Genomic DNA, 17,801 nt, shown 5'->3' with positions numbered 1-17,801 from the left:
AATGGCAGGATGGAATTCTGATTTCCTCGTAGAACTACTTGATGCAGACTGGAATCCTCCTTGTAATAAAATAGATTCCAGTAAAAAATGATTGTAATGCGTCAGCCCTGTAACGAATTGTTCCCTTATAGTCTTATTTTCCCAATTAAAAAACTTATCTTTGCATATCTCGCTATTGAGACAAAAACATATTAAAAAAACCTTTTCTATGGAGAAACAAAGTGTATTTATCAATCCCTTCGTGGATCGAGGATTCAAGATCTTGTTCGGACAGGAATCGAGCAAAGAGTTATTAATCGAGTTAATCAATGATTTGTTGGAAGGTGAACACCATGTAGAGGACCTTTCTTATATGGATAAGGAAGATCAAAGTGAAGCTATTGACGGCCGGGGTGTTATCTTCGACTTGTTGTGTAAGGATCAAGACGGAACGATTTTCATTGTCGAACTTCAAAATGCGCAGCAGGATTACTTTTATGAACGCGGACTGTATTATCTTTGTCGCATAGTCGCCGGACAAGGTAGAAGAGGCGCGCAGTGGGAATATCGTTTATATCCGGTTTATGGAATATTCATTTTGAATTTCCGTTCAGGACGGACAGATAAAGTACGTACAGATGTTGTTTGGGCGGATCGGGAAACCGGAAAGCCTGTGACTACTAGTTTTCGGGGAATCTACATAGAGATGCCGCTCTTCAATAAGAAAGAATCAGAATGTGAAACCCCGCTGGATTATTGGTTATATAATTTGAAGCACATGGAACAGTTGGAACATTTATCATTCAAAGGTCAAAAAGCGTTGTTCGCTCGCTTGGAGGAATTGGCGCGCATAGCCAATATGAACAAGAAAGAACGAGACGAGTACGAGGCTTGCCTCAAAGTATATCGAGACAATTATAGTATAGCCCTTTATCGCAAGCGTCAAGAGGAAGCGAAGTTTCAAGAAGGATTGCAAATAGGGAAAGAAGAAGGTAGAGAGGAAGGAAGACAAGAAGGAATTGAAATAGGAGAAGAGAGAGGCATACTTAAAACTGCCCGCCAAATGAAGCAAAACGGTATCTCTTTCGAACAAATTAAATTATGTACAGGTCTGACTGACGAAGAAATCAAGAATCTGTAATTTGAAATAACATTTGAGGTACAACTCTCTGTACCTCAAAATATCATTACACCAGCTCTCTTTTTTACACAAAAGTTTGTTGCAATCAAGGATTTACTGTACTTTAGTCGTACAGAATCAAAAACACACATACTATATGAAACGCAGATCGTTCATTAAATCATCTATCGGTATTGGTTTGGGCTGGAGTGGTGTACAAGCAGCCGAAAGTGCCGTACATGCCGAAAGTACTTCGCTATCAACCGAGGCCCATCCGCTTAAGCCTAATCCCGCACCAGTCAATAAACCGCATATTATCTTTATTATGACCGACCAGCAACGGGGTGATGCCTTAGGTTGCATGGGAAATCCATATATCCGCACACCGCATCTGGATCAATTAGCCGCCGAAGGTACACTATTTGTCTGCGGCTATACCAGTACGCCCAGTAGTACGCCGGCACGTTCGGGTTTACTGACCGGCTTATCACCCTGGCATCATGGTATGCTTGGCTACGGAGCTGTGGCTCCTCAGTACAAATATGAAATGCCTCAGATGCTTAGAGACTTAGGATATTATACCTTTGGCATTGGGAAAATGCACTGGAATCCGCAGAACTCACTGCATGGCTTCCATCAGACGCTCATCGATGAAAGCGGACGTGTCGAATCAAAAGACTTTATCAGCGATTACCGGAAATGGTTCCAACTGCAAGCGCCGGGAGAGAATCCGGACAAGACGGGTATTGGCTGGAATGATCACGGAGCCAAAGTTTACCAATTGGATGAACGACTTCATCCAACCACCTGGACCGGACAAACAGCCTGTGAACTGATCCGTCATTACGAATCTCCCCAACCATTGTTCTTGAAAATATCGTTTGCCCGTCCGCACAGTCCGTATGATCCGCCTCAGCGATATCTGGATTTATATAAGGGAAAAGAAATGCCGAAACCGGCTCATGGAGACTGGTGCCAGCAATATGCCGAACGAAAGAATCCGGAAGATATGCCATCCGATGCTCCGTTTGCCAACTTTGGCGACGAATATGCCCAGAATTCACTCCGACACTATTATGCCAACATCACCTTTATCGATGATCAGATCGGTGAAATTATCCGTTGCCTGAAAGAAAAGGATATGTACGACAATACCATCATCTGCTTCACCGCCGACCATGGAGACATGATGGGAGACCATTATCACTGGAGAAAAACCTATCCGTATGAAGGATCTACCCACATTCCATATATTGTTAAGTGGCCCAAGACGATGGAACGACAAATTTCAGATGGCAGCCGATTGGATTATCCGGTAGAGCTGCGGGATTTCTTGCCTACTTTCCTGGATCTAGCTGGTGGAAAGATTCCGGAAGATATGGACGGACGTTCGCTGGCAACACTTGTACAAAGCAAACAACCCTCTTGGAGAAAGTACATTGACCTGGAGCATTCTACCTGTTATTCCGATGATAATTATTGGTGTGCCCTGACTGATGGAAAGATGAAATATGTCTGGAACTTACATAATGGTAGCGAGCAGCTGTTCGATCTGAAGAAAGATCCACAGGAACTGCATAACTGTATAAAAGATCAGACATATACCACCGTAGCCTCTGAAATGCGAACAGCATTGGCAGAACATTTGAAGGAAAGAGGCGACAGCTTCGTAAAAGACGGTGTATTGCAAACACGCCCGAATATGTTGTACAGTCCGAATTTTCCCGGAAAGAAATAATAAAAGAACGGAAAGACAAGGCTACAGTTTTATAAGGTAACGATTTTTATATTTAAATCTTATCAATTGATACCTTATTAACTGAAGCCTTGTTGACTTGTCAACTCCAAAAAAACCTCCTATCTTTGCAAATCCATATTATAAACCGATAAAAGTAACAGATGTTAGCATTAGCGGCGAAAGGATTATTGATAGGCATATTGGTTTCCGCACCAATGGGTCCCGTAGGTATGTTATGTATTCAAAGGACACTGAGCAAAGGACGATGGCATGGTTTTGTGACAGGACTAGGAGCCATGGTGTCTGATATCATTTACGCCATGTTAACAAGTCTGGGAATGGGAGTCGTGGTGAACTTTGTAGAAGCCAATCAAGCTCCTTTGCAGCTGGCAGGAAGTCTGGTGCTTTCGTTTTTTGGATATTACATATATCAAAGTAATCCGGTCAAAAACTTGCGTAAACAAAAAGAGCGGAAACTTTCGTTTACTCAAGACTTCATTACGGCGTTTCTTTTGACATTCAGCAATGTATTGATCGTATTGCTTTATATCGGCCTCTTTGCCCGATTCGGCTTTATCTTGCCGGATCATTCACTGGGAATGATTATCGGTGGGATCATCTGTATTGGCATTGGAGCCATTAGCTGGTGGTTATTTATAACTTATATAGTATCAAAATTGAGGAAATGGTTTAATGTACGAGGGATATGGCTAATGAACCGGATCGTGGGAAGTACTATTATTATTCTTTCGATCATCGGTATCATTTCTGTTCTGCTGACATATTATATCAAAATTCCACTTATTTAAAATTAAAGAGAGATGAAAAGACTTAAAGTACCTTATTTAGCTGGACTTGACTCACTTGACTTATCTTCCATTGGTTTCTTTATGGAAAGTAAAGCACAACGGGAGTATATCAATGAAATCAATTGGAAAGAATATGGTTACAAACCAATTGTTGTATTTGATATTGCCCGTTCTGATAAATATTTATATCTACGTTATTTCGTAAAAGGTCATTCGATTAAAGCCTGTTTCGACAAAGATGATTCGAGTGTGCATAAAGATAGTTGTGTGGAATTCTTTATGAAGAAGGAAAACGAAGATACCTACATGAACTTCGAGTTTAACTGTATCGGAACGTGCGATGCAGCCCGTAGAATTTCACGCACAGAAAAGACTTCTCTTACCCCCGAAGAATATGAATCAATCAAACGACATACTTCGTTGGAAAGAAAAGCATTCAAAGAAAAGACCGGTATTTACGAATGGGAATTACTGGTTGCTATTCCATTAACCGTAATGGGACTTGATTCTAAAGCTATGCCGGAAAAGATCCTCGGAAACTTCTACAAATGTGCGGATGAAACAGAATATCCACACTTCGTCAGTTGGAATCCGATTGATTTACCCGAACCCAATTTCCATTGTCCTGATTTCTTCGGAGAAATATACTTCTAAAAGCACAAACAAGTTTCGCATTTCTTCTTTTCTCAATTAAGCAAGGAATGCGAAACTTTCATTTTTCCACTTATTCCCTTCCAACAGATTAGGCATTTATATGAAAAAGCTGGTAAAACATGCTTTTCATACCCACAGAATTTTTATCTTTGCCTCAACAAAGAAAGAGGAAATGCCTATGAAACGATATTATTGCATAATAGCCTTGGTAATTTTATCTATACTCCCAAGTTATGCCCAAGTAGATTTTGGTGTACGTGCAGGTGGAGCCTATTCTTCTCTTATCCAACGGGTACAAGATGAATATATGTCGGGTGGACGTTTCGGCTGGAGTATTGCCGGACTAATGGACGTACATTTATATAAAGGATTATCTTTCCGTCCGGAAGTTGAATTTGTCAATCAAGGTGGTTCCTATTACTCACAATACAACAATCCGTTAACTTCAGAGGCACACAATAAATACTCCTATTATTCCATCCAAGTACCTTTGAATTTAGCCTATACGTTTCATATTACAGATATACGGCTTTCTGTTTTTGCAGGACCAGCACTCGACTTTTCCCTCTTTGGGAAAATGCGGACGCATGGTACACAACCATCTACCAATATTGATTTTGGCAGTAAAGAAGAACCTAATCTGAAATCATTCGATTTAGGTGTAAATATTGGAATGAGCGTTGAATACAGCCGTTTCTTCTTTGCAATCAACAGTGTTACCGGTACATTAGACCGCCGTTCTGCTAAACGAGAAGGAGAATCGAATGTCTTTCAAAACAACGTAACTTTTTCTCTCGGCTATTTCTTCCGGAAAAACTAAACAAAACATTGTATAAAGACTTTGCAACTCTCGGGAATTTCAAAATCAATTCTCGAGAGTTTTGTTTTTAATTCCAACGAGAATCGTTCTTGAATCCCAGTAAAACCAAAACTTTCTATCATCCTATTAGCATTCATAAGAAAATCACTATCTTCGCATATAATAATTTATAAACTCAAGCAGACATGAAGAACACTTTATTAGCTTTATCTATGGCTGTTGCCCTGACTGGACTTTTTACACAATGTCAATCCTCAGGAAACAACCAACAAGCCGAACAAACGGCACTCATCCCTATTCCACAAACCGTAACGTATGCAGAAACTGTATTTAAAATATCCCAAGGAACAACAATCGGTTTGGAATCATCCAGCGCGGAATTACTTTCCATTGCTGACTATTTCAATCATAAAGTAAATCCGGCATTGGGATATTCGCTTGAAGTAAAAGAGCAAGGAGATATTCAATTCTCTCTGATCAACAATCCGGATTTAGGGAATGAAGGTTACCATCTGAAAGTAGAGAAACGACAAATCACAATCGAGGCCAACCAGCCTGCCGGAATTTTCTACGGTGTACAAACCTTGTTACAAATGCTACCTAAAGAAATTCGTAGCCAACAAGTACAACATGACGTGGAATGGGCAATTGCCGGAGCAGACATAACCGACAAACCACAATTTCCTTGGCGCGGATTAATGCTAGACGTCAGTCGGCATTGGTTCACTAAAGAGGAAGTCATGCGCTTCATTGACGAACTGGCAGAATACAAAATGAATGTGTTTCATTGGCATCTGACCGACGACCAAGGCTGGCGCATTGAGATTAAATCTCTCCCCAATCTGACAGCCAAAGGAGCTTGGCGAGCCAAACGCGTAGGACAATGGTGGCAACGCGAACCGCAACAACCCGACGAGGAAGCAACATACGGAGGCTATTATACGCAAGAAGATATCAAAGACGTATTGGCTTATGCCAAACAACGCTACGTTCGCGTCATTCCTGAGATTGATGTACCGGGACATAGTTTGGCAACCTTGGTTGCTTATCCGGAACTGGCCTGTATGAAAGCTCCGAAATATGTTAATGTTGGGAATAAATTCTATGGTGAAGACGAGAATACCTTATGCGCCGGAAAAGAAGAGACATTCGAATTTTTAGACAAGGTATTTACCGAAGTAGCAGCGCTCTTCCCTGATGAATATATCCATGTCGGCGGAGATGAATGCTTCAAAGGCTTTTGGCATAAATGCCCACGTTGCCAGGCACGCATGAAAGCAGAAAACCTGAAAGATGAAAACGAATTGCAAAGTTATGTCATCCACCGGCTGGAAAGCATATTGAAAGCAAAAGGGAAAAAACTGATCGGCTGGGACGAAATCCTGGAAGGCGGATTAGCTCCTGATGCTACCGTTATGAGTTGGCGAGGCATGGAAGGCGGTATTAAAGCTGCCAAAGCCAATCATCACGTTATCATGACACCAACCCAGCACTGTTATCTGGATTTATGGCAAGGCGAGCCTTCTGTAGAACCGGATACTTATTCGATGTGCCGGCTAAGTGATTCCTATCGTTTCAATCCGGTACCCGATAGCGTTCCGACCGAAATGGTTTTAGGAGGACAAGGAAATCTTTGGTCAGAATCGGTTCCGACTTTCCGTCATGCCGAATACATGACTTGGCCGCGCGGTTGGGCTTTGGCAGAAGTATTGTGGAGCGGTCCGGCAAAGACAGACTGGGATGAATTTTGGCCACGTGTAGAGAAACATTTCGAACGGGCAGATGTTGCCGGAATCAATTATGCACGTAGTATGTATAATGCCATCATCACACCGTACAAAGAAAATAATGAATGCCTGATCAAATTGGATTGCGAGTTGAAAGACTCGGATATTTATTATACGTTCGATAATACTGATCCGGACTCATTTTCTCCGAAATACTTCGAACCACTTCGTATTCCGAAGAATGCAACGTGGCTGCGAGTTGTTACATACCGAAACGGGAAACCTTCAGGAAAAGTCATCACCCTGCGTATTGATGAACTACTGAAACGGATAGAAGGATAAACACCTGTATAGAAAATAGAAAGTCCCTATTTCGCATATTCGGAAATAGGGACTTTCTATTTTTATCTATTTATTGAAATAACATCGGAGCAAATTCAGACAAATAAATCCGCCAGTTTCGCCAGATATGTCCACCTTCGCTTTCCCGATAAATGTACGGATATTTATGTTGATCAAGCAATGCCCGATATTCTTTATTAGCGTCAAACAAGAAGTCGGTCTTACCAATAGCTATCCAATACAATTTTGGAGCTTTCGCAAATTGCTTTGCCAGTTTCTCTTCCAAATTCTTATAGATAGGAGAATCAACTTTCTCATTCGGGATAATAGCCGCCGAGAACAGACCTACATAATCAAACAGATCCGGATATTCCTTGGATATATGCAGCGAATGATAGCCACCCATCGATAAACCGGCTATAGCACGCGAAGCCTTCTTCTTTTCGACCCGGTAATTGCTTTCTACAAACTTGATAATATCAGGGAAAGTAGATTCCATCGTTCCCTCCATTGTTCGAGGTAACTGCGTATAAGGCTTATACAAACCCAAACTGGATTCGCCTGGAGCTGCTTCTTGATCCACATTACCGTTGGGCATAACGACAATCATAGGTTTGGCTTTTCCTTCAGCAATCAGATTGTCCATGATCTGAATAGTCCGACCTAAGGTGATCCAAGCTTCTTCATCGCCACCCATACCGTGCAACAGATAAAGTACCGGATAACGTTTTCCGCTGGTTTCATATCCCGCAGGCGTATAAATGGTAATACGACGGTCGTAACCCAATGACGGACTGTTATACCAACGCTGCGTTACGCTACCATGCGGAACTTTATTCACACTATACAAATCTCCACATCCACCTTTAATAATAAAGATATTGAAAAGCGAAGCCACATCGCGATTGACATAAACATTATTCGGGTCGATTACATTCTTCAATCCATCTACAATAAATGTGTAATTGTAAAGTTCGGAAGCCAATGGTTCGGGAGTCGTATATTCCCAAACCCCTTTTTCACCTTCCTTCAAATCTGCCACACCGGGAATATCCATTTTTCCATACTGTGTCTCGATTTTCTGTGGAGGAAGAAAATCACCTGTCACTTGTACCTTAACGGCTTTTGGAGCAAAAAACCGGAAAGTAACGCGATTATCCGGATGAATTTCCGGAGAAACAATGTTTTGTCCGCCCCATAATGATTGCTGAGCGAAAGCAACCCACGAAATCAGGGCCAAAAGAATTGATAAACTTGTTTTTTTCATTGTATGTATTATTTAAGTAATGATTATATAAGCCCAATAATGAGTATCGGAAGAGATCGGGCATAAAGACAAGTATCCACTTTGGATCTTACCATTCGTCACAACCAAAGGATACTTCTGGCGCATATCCTTGTCTTTATTCTGTACTTCTCCAGGCAAAGCCTCGTAATCTACTACAAACCGCCCGGTATGATTAGCTTCTAAAAACTGTTCCGACAACTGTACGGCCACCATTCCCATCGTTTGCCGCATATTGATTTCCACACAAGGATGAATATTCCACAACAATGAATCCGGCTGGCGATACAACAACATATCAACTCCGATACAACCGGTGTAAAGATAACCGTATATCTCGGATAATACAATTTCCAAAGCCTTTTTTACCTGGATAAAAGTTGAAGATGAAAGATGAGCCCAAATAAAACTTTCCCGAAAAGATTCCGAACCCAATATATTTCCTGAATAAGCACCTCGTTCGGCTGTTCCAAAGACAGACAACCCTCGATAAGTTACTGTTCCTTTTCCATCCGATTCAAACTCCATGGCCCAATCTTGCTGCTTGTCTAGTGCCAGTTCGATACTGATTTCACCTTGTTTGCGAACGGCTCCTTCAATCCATTGTCGGTCTTTCTCCATCAATTCAGAAGAATAAAGCCATTGAAGTCCTCTTCCGGACGATGAGAACGGAGTCTTCAAGATAAATGGGGGTTGATTCGTTTGCATATATGTTTCTATCTCTTCTATACTCCGGCAAAACACGGGCAAGTCCGGTAAAATCATTTCAGGCAGCAATTCTCTAAGACGTTCTAAAACCTTCCGGGCTGTTTGTCGTCCGGTCAGTTGTTTATATTCACCCAACCATTCCGGAATAACCAGCTTATGCTTACCTGATTGAAGTAACTTCTTATAATGATGTAAGCTTTGCGGAGAAAGCCCCCACGGTGTTGCTTCATACTCGATGGATTCCGATGAATACCGAAATGATTCAGTCGAAATCTCCGAAGGCAATTGTGGAAAAAGTGATCTAAGAACAGAGACATAAGCTTCAGCTTGTGGCAAATCTTCCACCCATACAAGATCGTGAGGCTTGGCATACCACAGAGGAAGACAAGCTAAATCCCGAAACATAATCTGGACTTGACGAGTCGGTGTATAATTCACTTTACCTGAAAGAACAGCCGTTTCATGTCCAGGATTGAAATAATGAATACGAGAAATACACATATATTATATATACAAACAGCAACAAAAAGGCACAAAGTCCGAAGCGTAACAAACGCATCCTTCACTTTGTGCCTCTCTTAATTGACTAATGATCTATTTTATTCCAGATTTTCGTCGATAGCCTCAATTTTCTTTACAGTTAATTCCATCTCAGCTTTCAACTTCTCAATCTTACGTTCCATTTCTTTTACCAGACCGCTACCACCTTTAGAAGAGATCGTCAAGAAACCAATGTTGTTTTCGTATGTCTGCAGATCATTCTTCATCCGTTCATAAGTCCGCATCAAACGATCACGTTCAGAATACAATTTACCTTTTCCCTTGCCGGCCATTTCACTGACATTATTCCGATAAGATTTCATCCGACGGTCACGCTGATCTACTTTCAGGCGATCGAACTGAGCATCTACCGCTTCATGGAATGCTTTATAAACTTTATCCTTTTCCTTGAAAGGAACATGTCCAATTTCATTCCATTCTGCAATCCATTCCTTCAACGTTGTGATAGCTTCTTCCGTATCAAGGGACTCATCCATTGTCTTCACTTTCTCGATCAACGCCTTCTTTGCTTCCAGATTTGTCTGTTCTTCCGACTTCTGTGAAGAAACATTCTTATTCTTATTATCAAAGAAATAATCGCAGGCTGTAATGAAGCGCTTCCAAATTGAATCTGAATGCCGGCGTGTTACCTGACCGATTGTCTTCCATTCTTTTTGCAAGGCAATCATCTTTTCGGTAGTACCTTTCCAATCAGTACTGTCTTTCAAAGCTTCGGCCTTTTCACACAATGCCCGTTTCTTCTCCAGATTCTTTTCCATTTCTGCCTTAATAGACTTGTAGAATTCAGTCTTCTTCGTAAAGAACACATCACAAGCAGCACGGAAACGTTCGAATATCTTTGTATTATGTTTCTTCGGAGTAAAGCCTATTGTACGCCACTTTTGCTGTAAAGCCAATACTTCATTATTCTTTTCATCCCAATCCTTGAATGTCTGCAAAGCAGCATAATCAATACCTTCGATCTCTTCGCAGATAGCCGTCTTAGCAACGAGATTCTCTTGTTCTTTTGCTTTCAGATTCTCAAAGTGCTGCTGATGACGCTTGTTGATTACAGTCGAAGCAGCTTTGAAACGGCCCCATAATTCTTCACGCAATTCTTTTGCAACCGGACCAATTTCTCTCCACTGCTGATGCAATTTCTGCAACTGATGGAAAGCTGAAATAATATCCTTTTCATCCTGAAGTTTCTCAACTGCTTCACAAAGCGCCGTCTTCAACTCCAAGTTCTTCTTGAAATCATAATCGCGGAACTGGTTGTTGATCTTGATCAGATCATAGAACGCTTCAGAATAAGTCTGATATTCTTTCCACAATTCGTTAGCATGTTCTTCCGGCACCAGCTTGATTTCTTTCCATTTCTGCTGGATATCTTTAAATTCATTATATAGCTTGTTGAAATCATCCTGGCTTTCACAAAGCATCTTCAACTGTTCGATCAGTTGTAATTTGATCTCATAGTTTTCAGCCTTCTGCTTTTCTTCTTCAGCCAGATAAGCAGCTTTCTTTTCTTTATAAGAACCAAGAAGCTCCTTCAGGAAATTTTCTTGTGTGTCTTCTGGTGCTGTAAAATCCTTTTCATCACCACCTTGCTCAACAAATGCCTTTCTCAATTCGTCCACTTCATTTCGACGGATCTTATAATAAGCCTGTTTAAGCGACTCAACTTCGCCTCTGACCGTTTCAATCGGAGCATCGACCAAAGCCTGTAGTCGGTTCAGGATTTCTTCTTTTGTTAATTTACCTGCAGCATTTTCTTCTGCATTATCAGATTCTACAACGGCAGCCTCGGCTGTTACTTCCGGAGTTTCTACCGGTGTGTTCGTTTCATTTAATTTAGCAGCTTCTTCACTTGCTAAATTAGTTTCAAGCTCGTCCTTCATACTTTCCTATATTTAAGTAGGGATAACTACAATTCCATATCAAATACAAATTAAACTAAATAATTTTTTATATCCATAGATTTCACTAATTATTTACTTAAAAATCACTAATTGCCTTTTTAAGCTTTTTCTATGACTCCGATATTGAGTTCGATAAATTTCGGGATTTTTACTATTCTGATGATAGATTCTCATGAATTTTGAGTAAGTTTGTCCGTCTATTAAGAATGACAACCAATATTAAATTAAACGTAAGATATTATGGCAACACCTCCATTCAAGTATCAGCCGATGTTCCCATTGGGACCGGATACAACAGAGTATTATTTGCTTACAAAAGATTATGTATCAGTTTCAGAATTTGAAGGACAGCCTATTCTGAAAATTGCGAAAGAAGGTTTGACCGCTATGGCCAATGCGGCTTTCCGCGATGTATCGTTCATGCTTCGTCGTTCGCACAACGAACAAGTAGCCAAGATCCTGAACGATCCGGAAGCTAGCGAAAACGATAAATATGTTGCATTGACATTCCTGCGCAATGCTGAAGTTGCAGCAAAAGGTGTTTTGCCTTTCTGCCAGGATACAGGTACTGCCATTATCCATGGTGAAAAAGGCCAGCAGGTTTGGACTGGTTATTGCGATGAAGAAGCTCTTTCTGAAGGTGTGTACAAGACTTATACAGAAGAGAATCTGCGCTATTCACAGAATGCTCCGCTGAGCATGTATGAAGAAGTAAATACTAAATGTAACTTACCGGCTCAAATCGACCTGGAAGCTACTGAAGGTATGGAATACAAATTCTTATGCGTAACAAAAGGTGGTGGTTCTGCTAACAAGACTTACCTGTATCAGGAGACTAAGGCTATCCTGAATCCTGAAACGCTGGTTCCATTCTTGGTTAACAAGATGAAGACTTTGGGTACTGCTGCTTGTCCTCCGTATCACATCGCATTCGTTATTGGTGGTACTTCTGCTGAAAAGAACTTGTTGACGGTTAAATTGGCTTCTACTCGTTATTACGATGCATTGCCAACTACAGGAAATGAACATGGCCGTGCTTTCCGCGATGTAGAATTGGAAAAGAAAGTTCTGGAAGAAGCACACAAGATCGGTTTGGGTGCTCAGTTCGGTGGTAAATATTATGCACACGATGTTCGTATCATCCGTTTGCCTCGCCACGGAGCTTCTTGTCCGGTAGGTTTGGGTGTTTCTTGTTCTGCCGACCGTAACATCAAATGTAAGATCAATAAAGATGGCATCTGGATTGAGAAACTGGATTCTAATCCAGGAGAATTGATTCCGGAAGCTTTGCGTCAGGCTGGCGAAGGTAATGCTGTGAAGATCGACCTGAACCGTCCGATGAACGAGATTTTAGCTGAGTTGGATAAATATCCGGTAGCTACTCGTCTTTCTTTGAACGGTACAATCATCGTAGGTCGTGATATCGCTCACGCAAAACTGAAAGAACGTCTGGATCGTGGTGAAGAATTACCTCAATACATCAAAGATCATCCGATTTATTATGCTGGTCCGGCAAAAACTCCGACTGGTATGGCTTGTGGTTCAATGGGCCCGACAACAGCAGGACGTATGGACCCGTATGTTGACTTGTTCCAAAGCCACGGCGGTTCAATGATCATGTTGGCAAAAGGTAATCGTAGCCAGCAAGTAACCGACGCTTGCCAGAAACACGGCGGTTTCTATCTGGGATCTATCGGTGGACCGGCTGCTATCCTGGCTCAGAACAACATCAAGAGTATCGAATGTGTAGAATATCCGGAATTGGGTATGGAAGCAATCTGGAAGATTGAAGTAGAAGACTTCCCAGCATTTATCCTGGTTGATAACAAGGGAAATGACTTCTTCAAACAAATCCAGTCTCGTTGTTCAGATTGTAAATTAAAATAAATAGATTATTTTGTTTTCTTGTTCCCCGTTCTTCCTCTTCGGAAAGGACGGGGATTTTTTATCTGCGAAAAATACGTTCCCCGAAGCTTCGGAAAACCCCGCGGCGGCGGAAAAGCTCTTTCCGAAACTTCGGAAAACCCCGCGCCGGCGGAAAAGTTCTTTCCGAAACTTCGGAAACCTCCGCGCCGACGGAAAAATGCTTTCCGAAACTTCGGAAACTTCCGCGCCGACGGAAAAACGCTTTCCGAAACTTCGGGAATCCCCGCGGCGGCAGAAAAGCACTTTCCGAAACTCCGGGAAGCCCTGCCATGCCGAGGAAATACAAAAAAAAGCTGCCACAATAAACTTGCGACAGCTTTACTTCTTTCTATAAAAAAACAGATTATCCTAAGAACGAAATCAGGACACCGGCAGCCACAGCCGAACCGATAACCCCCGAAATATTACTTGCCATGCAATATTGAAGCACATGGTTCTTCGGATCGTATTTCAACGCAATCTCATTGGCCACACGCGATGCCATCGGCACAGCACTTAATCCCGTAGCTCCAATCAGCGGATTGATCTTCTTCTTCGTAAACAGATTAAATATCTTGACGAAGAAAATACCTCCGGCAATAGAAAGGGCAAATGCCAGGAAACCACCGATCACGATACCGATCGTTGTCAGATTCAAGAATGCTTCGGAAGTCATAGTTGCTCCGACAGACAATCCCAGGAAGATCGTGGCAGCATTCATAATACTGTTGGATGCAGCATCAAACAAACGAGAGGTATTGGTTCCGATTTCTTTCACCAAATTACCAAACATCAGCATACCGATCAAAGGAACGGCACTTGGCACGAACAAAGCAACAACCGTAGTCACAACAATCGGGAAAACAATCTTCAGTACCCGCAGATTCTTGATTTCAGTAGTAGAAGGATACTTCTTCTCCTGCTCCTTCATGTTGATACTTAATTCTTTCTTCGTACACAACAGTTTAACCACCAAAGGAATGATCACCGGTACCAGCGCCATATACGAATAAGCAGCAATAGCAATCGGTCCTAACAAATGAGGAGCCAGCTTAATCGTCGTAAAGATAGCCGTCGGACCGTCGGCACCACCGATAATTCCCAACGAAGCCGCTTCTTTCGGCGTGAATCCCATCAGAATAGCAACCAGCAAAACCGTGAAGATACCCAGCTGAGCTGCCGCCCCGAAGATAGAAAGCCGCAGATTGCGCAACATCGGACCAAAGTCGGTCAATGCTCCAACACCCATAAAGATAATAGGAGGCAAGAAGCCAGTCTTGATCAACATATAATAAATGAAGTTCATCAATCCCAGTTCATGCGCAATGTCATGCAAAGGCATCTCCCAAATATTCTTCATCACACCATGTACTTCTACCATTCCGTTTTCATCTGCCTGAATAACGCCCATCTCACCTCCTGGGAAATTGGCCAGCAAGACACCGAAAGCAATCGGGACCAGCAGCAACGGTTCATATTGCTTCTTGATACCCAGATAAAGCAAGATGAATGCAATGGCATACATGATCAGGAACTGCGGTTCAGCAATGATATTGCTGAACGCAGTCATTTCATATAAGTTGTGAAATATTTCGTTCATTATTGAATGGTCATTAATACATCATCTTCCGAAACGGCATCACCCGCATTCACACAAATAGCTGTTACCGTACCATCAAATTCCGAACGAACAGCATTGTAAGTCTTCATCGCTTCCACGTAGCACAAGACATCGCCTTTCTTCACCGCGTCACCTACTTTCACCGGCGTATCAGAAGCGCCTTTCACCAAGAAGAATTTACCTTCCAGCGGAGACAAGACTTCATTACCCGCACCAGCAGGAGCGGAAGCAGGTGCCGGAGCTGCGGCAGGTTGCTGTGCTGGAGCCGGAGAAACCGGTGCCTGAGAAGCAGGAGCAGAAGCAGCCGAATCACCAAAGGCAACAGTTACCCGATAAGCCTGGCCATTTACATCAACCGTCATAATCTGCGGTTCTTTCGGCAGAGCAATTTCAGTCTTCGGAGCAGCAGCCTCTTCTTTTTCTGCTCTACGTTTTGCTACATCTATCTTGAAGTCCACCTTCGCCTTTCCTGAACGATAAGCTTCATACTGCGACGGATGCATAGCATATTCAAACAATTCCTCTTCGTCTTCACCTACTTCCCAATGCTTTTCATTCATCAGCTTGCGATATTTATCCAAAGCATTCGGATAATTATCTTGCGGATTTCCTTCAAAGAACTTACGGCCTTCTGCCTGAGCTTTCTCAACCAATTCAGGAGCCAATTCACCCGGTAAGCGTCCGGCTTTACCCAACAGCATATCCCAGATATCATCGGCTATCATGCTCCAACGTTCTTTTCCTTTTTCCATCTGCATCACATTCATCAAAGCCAGATTCTTCACATACTGACTGAAAGGAGTTACCAATGGAGGATATCCGACACGTGGCCATACATACGCTACTTCATCAAACAGTTTGAGCAAAAGTTTCTCTTGCGTCATCGGCTTCTTACCTCTTTTCGCACGGCCTTTATTGATAGATTCCAGATTCTTTTCCAGATCAGACATCAGACTGCCCATCATACCACCCGGAAGTCCCGGACCAATCAACAGAGAATTCATCAAACGGTTTCTCGGACTAATATATAAACCTAAGAAATCATCCATAAACTCTTGAATCAGCGAGCGTACTTTCATATACGCCTTCATATTAATTTCCGGCACCACGAATCCTGCGTCTTTCAACATAGCCTGTACAGCCAACAGATCGGCATGACCTGTACCCCAAGACAACGGCTCCATACCAACATCAATGTAATCGCAACCAGCTTCACAAACCGACAGGATAGAAGCCATATTAAAGCCTGGACCTGCATGACTATGATATTGAACAGGTATATCCGGATATTTAGCCTTGATGTTTGCAACAATCTGTCCTAACGAATGAGGGCGACCAATTCCCGCCATATCCTTAATACAGATTTCGTCTGCACCCTTTTCAATCAGTTCATAAGCCATCTTGGTATAATACTCAACGGTATGAATCGGAGAATGCGTGATACACAAACAGCACTGAGAAATCATTCCGGCTGCTTTTGCATACTGAATAGACGGTTCGATATTCCGAATATCATTCAATCCGCAGAAGGTACGTGCGATATCCGTTCCTTGTGCTTTCTTTACCTTATAAAATAACTGACGGACATCAGCCGGTACCGGACTCATCCGCAAACCGTTTAATGCACGGTCAAGCATGTGTGTTTGTATACCTGCTTCGTGGAAAGGTTTTGTCCATTCACGCACGGCCCGGTTCGGGTTCTCTCCGAAAAGAAGATTTACCTGCTCAAAACCACCACCGTTTGTTTCTACACGCGCAAAACATCCCATCTCAATAATTGCAGGAGCTACTTTGGTCAGTTGGTCAACACGCGGAACATATTTACCGGCAGATTGCCACATATCGCGGAAGACCAGACTAAATTTGATTTCTTTTTTCATGATATGCAATACTTTATAATTTTTCAATTTTAACTACTTTTCCCAAGCCTTGTGTCGCCATACTGACAGCCGAAACAATCACAGCCGTTTCCTGCGAAGACAAAGCATTTGTTGGCGCCTTAACAGCGGCAGCAACTTTAACAACTTTCTTTGTTCCTTCTTCTTCCGGAGCATACTTGTTCACGGCCCAAATCAAGGCTTTTCCCAAATAGATTACGATCAGAAGAATGACAAAAACTGTTGCCATACCAACAACCATCAATAAAAGTCCAGTTTCTATGTTTTCCATATTTTAGAAGATAAATAGTAGATTCTATCAGAATATTATTACATTGTTCTGCCAAGAAAAAATTTTGCCAAAGGTAATAAATCGGTCGTATAATACACACTATCAAATTTTAAAAATCTAAAAAAAGAAAAGAATACACACTTTATCCCTTATATTTCTTTAAATCTATAACCATAATCACAAAAATACTTTCTTTTTATAAGAATCCGAATTAATCCTAATCATACACAGGCTATATTCAGGAATATCAACAGAAAGCAGGTATTTAATAAAATCCTACTAGATTTTAATTTTTCGACAGATGTGGTAAAGCTTTACCATATATGTGATAAAGCTTTTTGACTAATATGGACAGGGCTGACGCATTACAATCATTTTTTACTGGAATCTATTTTATTACAAGGAGGATTCCAGTCTGCATCAAGTAGTTCTACGAGGAAATCAGAATTCCATCCTGCCATT

13 protein-coding genes are annotated in these 17,801 nt (G+C 41.8%); 7 read left to right on the top strand and 6 right to left on the bottom strand.

Annotated features, from left to right (window positions below):
* Positions 1 to 208: 208 nt before the first annotated feature.
* The 6 genes from MUN53_RS16810 (at position 209) to MUN53_RS16785 (ending at position 7,189) form a co-directional block, all read left to right on the top strand.
* Entirely contained in the window at positions 209 to 1,120 is a 912-nt protein-coding gene (locus tag MUN53_RS16810) for an Rpn family recombination-promoting nuclease/putative transposase (protein WP_243326564.1), read from the top strand.
* Between the two features lie 136 nt (positions 1,121 to 1,256).
* On the top strand, positions 1,257 to 2,837 hold the full coding sequence (locus tag MUN53_RS16805; RefSeq protein ID WP_243326563.1) for an arylsulfatase: 1,581 nt from the start codon (positions 1,257 to 1,259) through the stop codon (positions 2,835 to 2,837).
* A gap of 161 nt (positions 2,838 to 2,998) precedes the next feature.
* Positions 2,999 to 3,646, top strand: coding sequence for a LysE family translocator (locus MUN53_RS16800; RefSeq protein WP_243326562.1), 648 nt, complete (start codon positions 2,999 to 3,001; stop codon positions 3,644 to 3,646).
* 12 nt (positions 3,647 to 3,658) lie between these two features.
* Positions 3,659 to 4,300 (top strand): carbohydrate-binding family 9-like protein, encoded by a 642-nt coding sequence (locus tag MUN53_RS16795; RefSeq protein ID WP_022456752.1) that lies wholly within the window; start codon positions 3,659 to 3,661, stop codon positions 4,298 to 4,300.
* A gap of 178 nt (positions 4,301 to 4,478) precedes the next feature.
* Positions 4,479 to 5,120 (top strand): porin family protein, encoded by a 642-nt coding sequence (locus MUN53_RS16790; protein WP_243326561.1) that lies wholly within the window; start codon positions 4,479 to 4,481, stop codon positions 5,118 to 5,120.
* A gap of 185 nt (positions 5,121 to 5,305) precedes the next feature.
* Positions 5,306 to 7,189, top strand: a complete 1,884-nt coding sequence (locus MUN53_RS16785) for a beta-N-acetylhexosaminidase (RefSeq protein WP_243326560.1) — start codon at positions 5,306 to 5,308, stop codon at positions 7,187 to 7,189.
* A 70-nt stretch (positions 7,190 to 7,259) separates the two neighbouring features.
* Here MUN53_RS16785 and MUN53_RS16780 read toward each other — a convergent pair whose 3' ends face one another.
* The 3 genes from MUN53_RS16780 to MUN53_RS16770 all read right to left on the bottom strand — a co-directional run bounded on the left by MUN53_RS16780 (position 7,260) and on the right by MUN53_RS16770 (position 11,623).
* Entirely contained in the window at positions 7,260 to 8,456 is a 1,197-nt protein-coding gene (locus tag MUN53_RS16780) for an esterase (RefSeq protein WP_243326559.1), read from the bottom strand.
* Positions 8,457 to 8,468: 12 nt separating this feature from the next.
* Positions 8,469 to 9,683: a hypothetical protein gene (locus MUN53_RS16775; RefSeq protein ID WP_243326558.1), complete on the bottom strand. Its 1,215-nt coding sequence runs from the start codon at positions 9,681 to 9,683 to the stop codon at positions 8,469 to 8,471.
* Positions 9,684 to 9,781: 98 nt separating this feature from the next.
* Positions 9,782 to 11,623, bottom strand: coding sequence for a DUF349 domain-containing protein (locus MUN53_RS16770; protein WP_243326557.1), 1,842 nt, complete (start codon positions 11,621 to 11,623; stop codon positions 9,782 to 9,784).
* A gap of 261 nt (positions 11,624 to 11,884) precedes the next feature.
* Between MUN53_RS16770 and MUN53_RS16765 the strand changes: the two genes are divergently transcribed.
* Positions 11,885 to 13,531 (top strand): fumarate hydratase, encoded by a 1,647-nt coding sequence (locus MUN53_RS16765; protein ID WP_243326556.1) that lies wholly within the window; start codon positions 11,885 to 11,887, stop codon positions 13,529 to 13,531.
* 382 nt (positions 13,532 to 13,913) lie between these two features.
* On the opposite strand, the gene MUN53_RS16760 is transcribed toward MUN53_RS16765, so the two are convergent.
* The 3 genes from MUN53_RS16760 to MUN53_RS16750 are packed head-to-tail and all read right to left on the bottom strand — an operon-like array spanning position 13,914 to position 17,339.
* The gene (locus tag MUN53_RS16760) at positions 13,914 to 15,149 is read right to left on the bottom strand and encodes a sodium ion-translocating decarboxylase subunit beta (protein ID WP_243326555.1); all 1,236 of its coding nucleotides are present in this window, start codon (positions 15,147 to 15,149) and stop codon (positions 13,914 to 13,916) included.
* Positions 15,149 to 17,050: a biotin/lipoyl-containing protein gene (locus MUN53_RS16755; protein WP_243326554.1), complete on the bottom strand. Its 1,902-nt coding sequence runs from the start codon at positions 17,048 to 17,050 to the stop codon at positions 15,149 to 15,151. The genes MUN53_RS16760 and MUN53_RS16755 overlap by 1 nt, the downstream gene beginning before the upstream one ends.
* A gap of 13 nt (positions 17,051 to 17,063) precedes the next feature.
* The gene (locus tag MUN53_RS16750; protein ID WP_243326553.1) at positions 17,064 to 17,339 is read right to left on the bottom strand and encodes an OadG family protein; all 276 of its coding nucleotides are present in this window, start codon (positions 17,337 to 17,339) and stop codon (positions 17,064 to 17,066) included.
* Between the last annotated feature and the right edge of the window lie 462 nt (positions 17,340 to 17,801).

The organism is Parabacteroides faecalis (assembly GCF_022809355.1).
GTDB classification, from domain to species: Bacteria; Bacteroidota; Bacteroidia; order Bacteroidales; family Tannerellaceae; genus Parabacteroides; species Parabacteroides faecalis.
Note: the sequence above shows the minus strand (reverse complement) of the source record. Positions and strands in the feature narration are given on the sequence as shown.

What these genes read in the sequence shown, in the direction of transcription:
- MUN53_RS16760 (WP_243326555.1), bottom strand. Translation starts at nt 15,149, where the DNA reads ATGAACGAAATATTTCACAACTTATATGAAATGACTGCGTTCAGCAAT.
- MUN53_RS16750 (WP_243326553.1), bottom strand. Translation starts at nt 17,339, where the DNA reads ATGGAAAACATAGAAACTGGACTTTTATTGATGGTTGTTGGTATGGCA.
- MUN53_RS16780 (WP_243326559.1), bottom strand. Translation starts at nt 8,456, where the DNA reads ATGAAAAAAACAAGTTTATCAATTCTTTTGGCCCTGATTTCGTGGGTT.
- MUN53_RS16775 (WP_243326558.1), bottom strand. Translation starts at nt 9,683, where the DNA reads ATGTGTATTTCTCGTATTCATTATTTCAATCCTGGACATGAAACGGCT.
- MUN53_RS16765 (WP_243326556.1), top strand. Translation starts at nt 11,885, where the DNA reads ATGGCAACACCTCCATTCAAGTATCAGCCGATGTTCCCATTGGGACCG.
- MUN53_RS16795 (WP_022456752.1), top strand. Translation starts at nt 3,659, where the DNA reads ATGAAAAGACTTAAAGTACCTTATTTAGCTGGACTTGACTCACTTGAC.
- MUN53_RS16800 (WP_243326562.1), top strand. Translation starts at nt 2,999, where the DNA reads ATGTTAGCATTAGCGGCGAAAGGATTATTGATAGGCATATTGGTTTCC.
- MUN53_RS16805 (WP_243326563.1), top strand. Translation starts at nt 1,257, where the DNA reads ATGAAACGCAGATCGTTCATTAAATCATCTATCGGTATTGGTTTGGGC.
- MUN53_RS16755 (WP_243326554.1), bottom strand. Translation starts at nt 17,050, where the DNA reads ATGAAAAAAGAAATCAAATTTAGTCTGGTCTTCCGCGATATGTGGCAA.
- MUN53_RS16785 (WP_243326560.1), top strand. Translation starts at nt 5,306, where the DNA reads ATGAAGAACACTTTATTAGCTTTATCTATGGCTGTTGCCCTGACTGGA.
- MUN53_RS16770 (WP_243326557.1), bottom strand. Translation starts at nt 11,623, where the DNA reads ATGAAGGACGAGCTTGAAACTAATTTAGCAAGTGAAGAAGCTGCTAAA.
- MUN53_RS16810 (WP_243326564.1), top strand. Translation starts at nt 209, where the DNA reads ATGGAGAAACAAAGTGTATTTATCAATCCCTTCGTGGATCGAGGATTC.
- MUN53_RS16790 (WP_243326561.1), top strand. Translation starts at nt 4,479, where the DNA reads ATGAAACGATATTATTGCATAATAGCCTTGGTAATTTTATCTATACTC.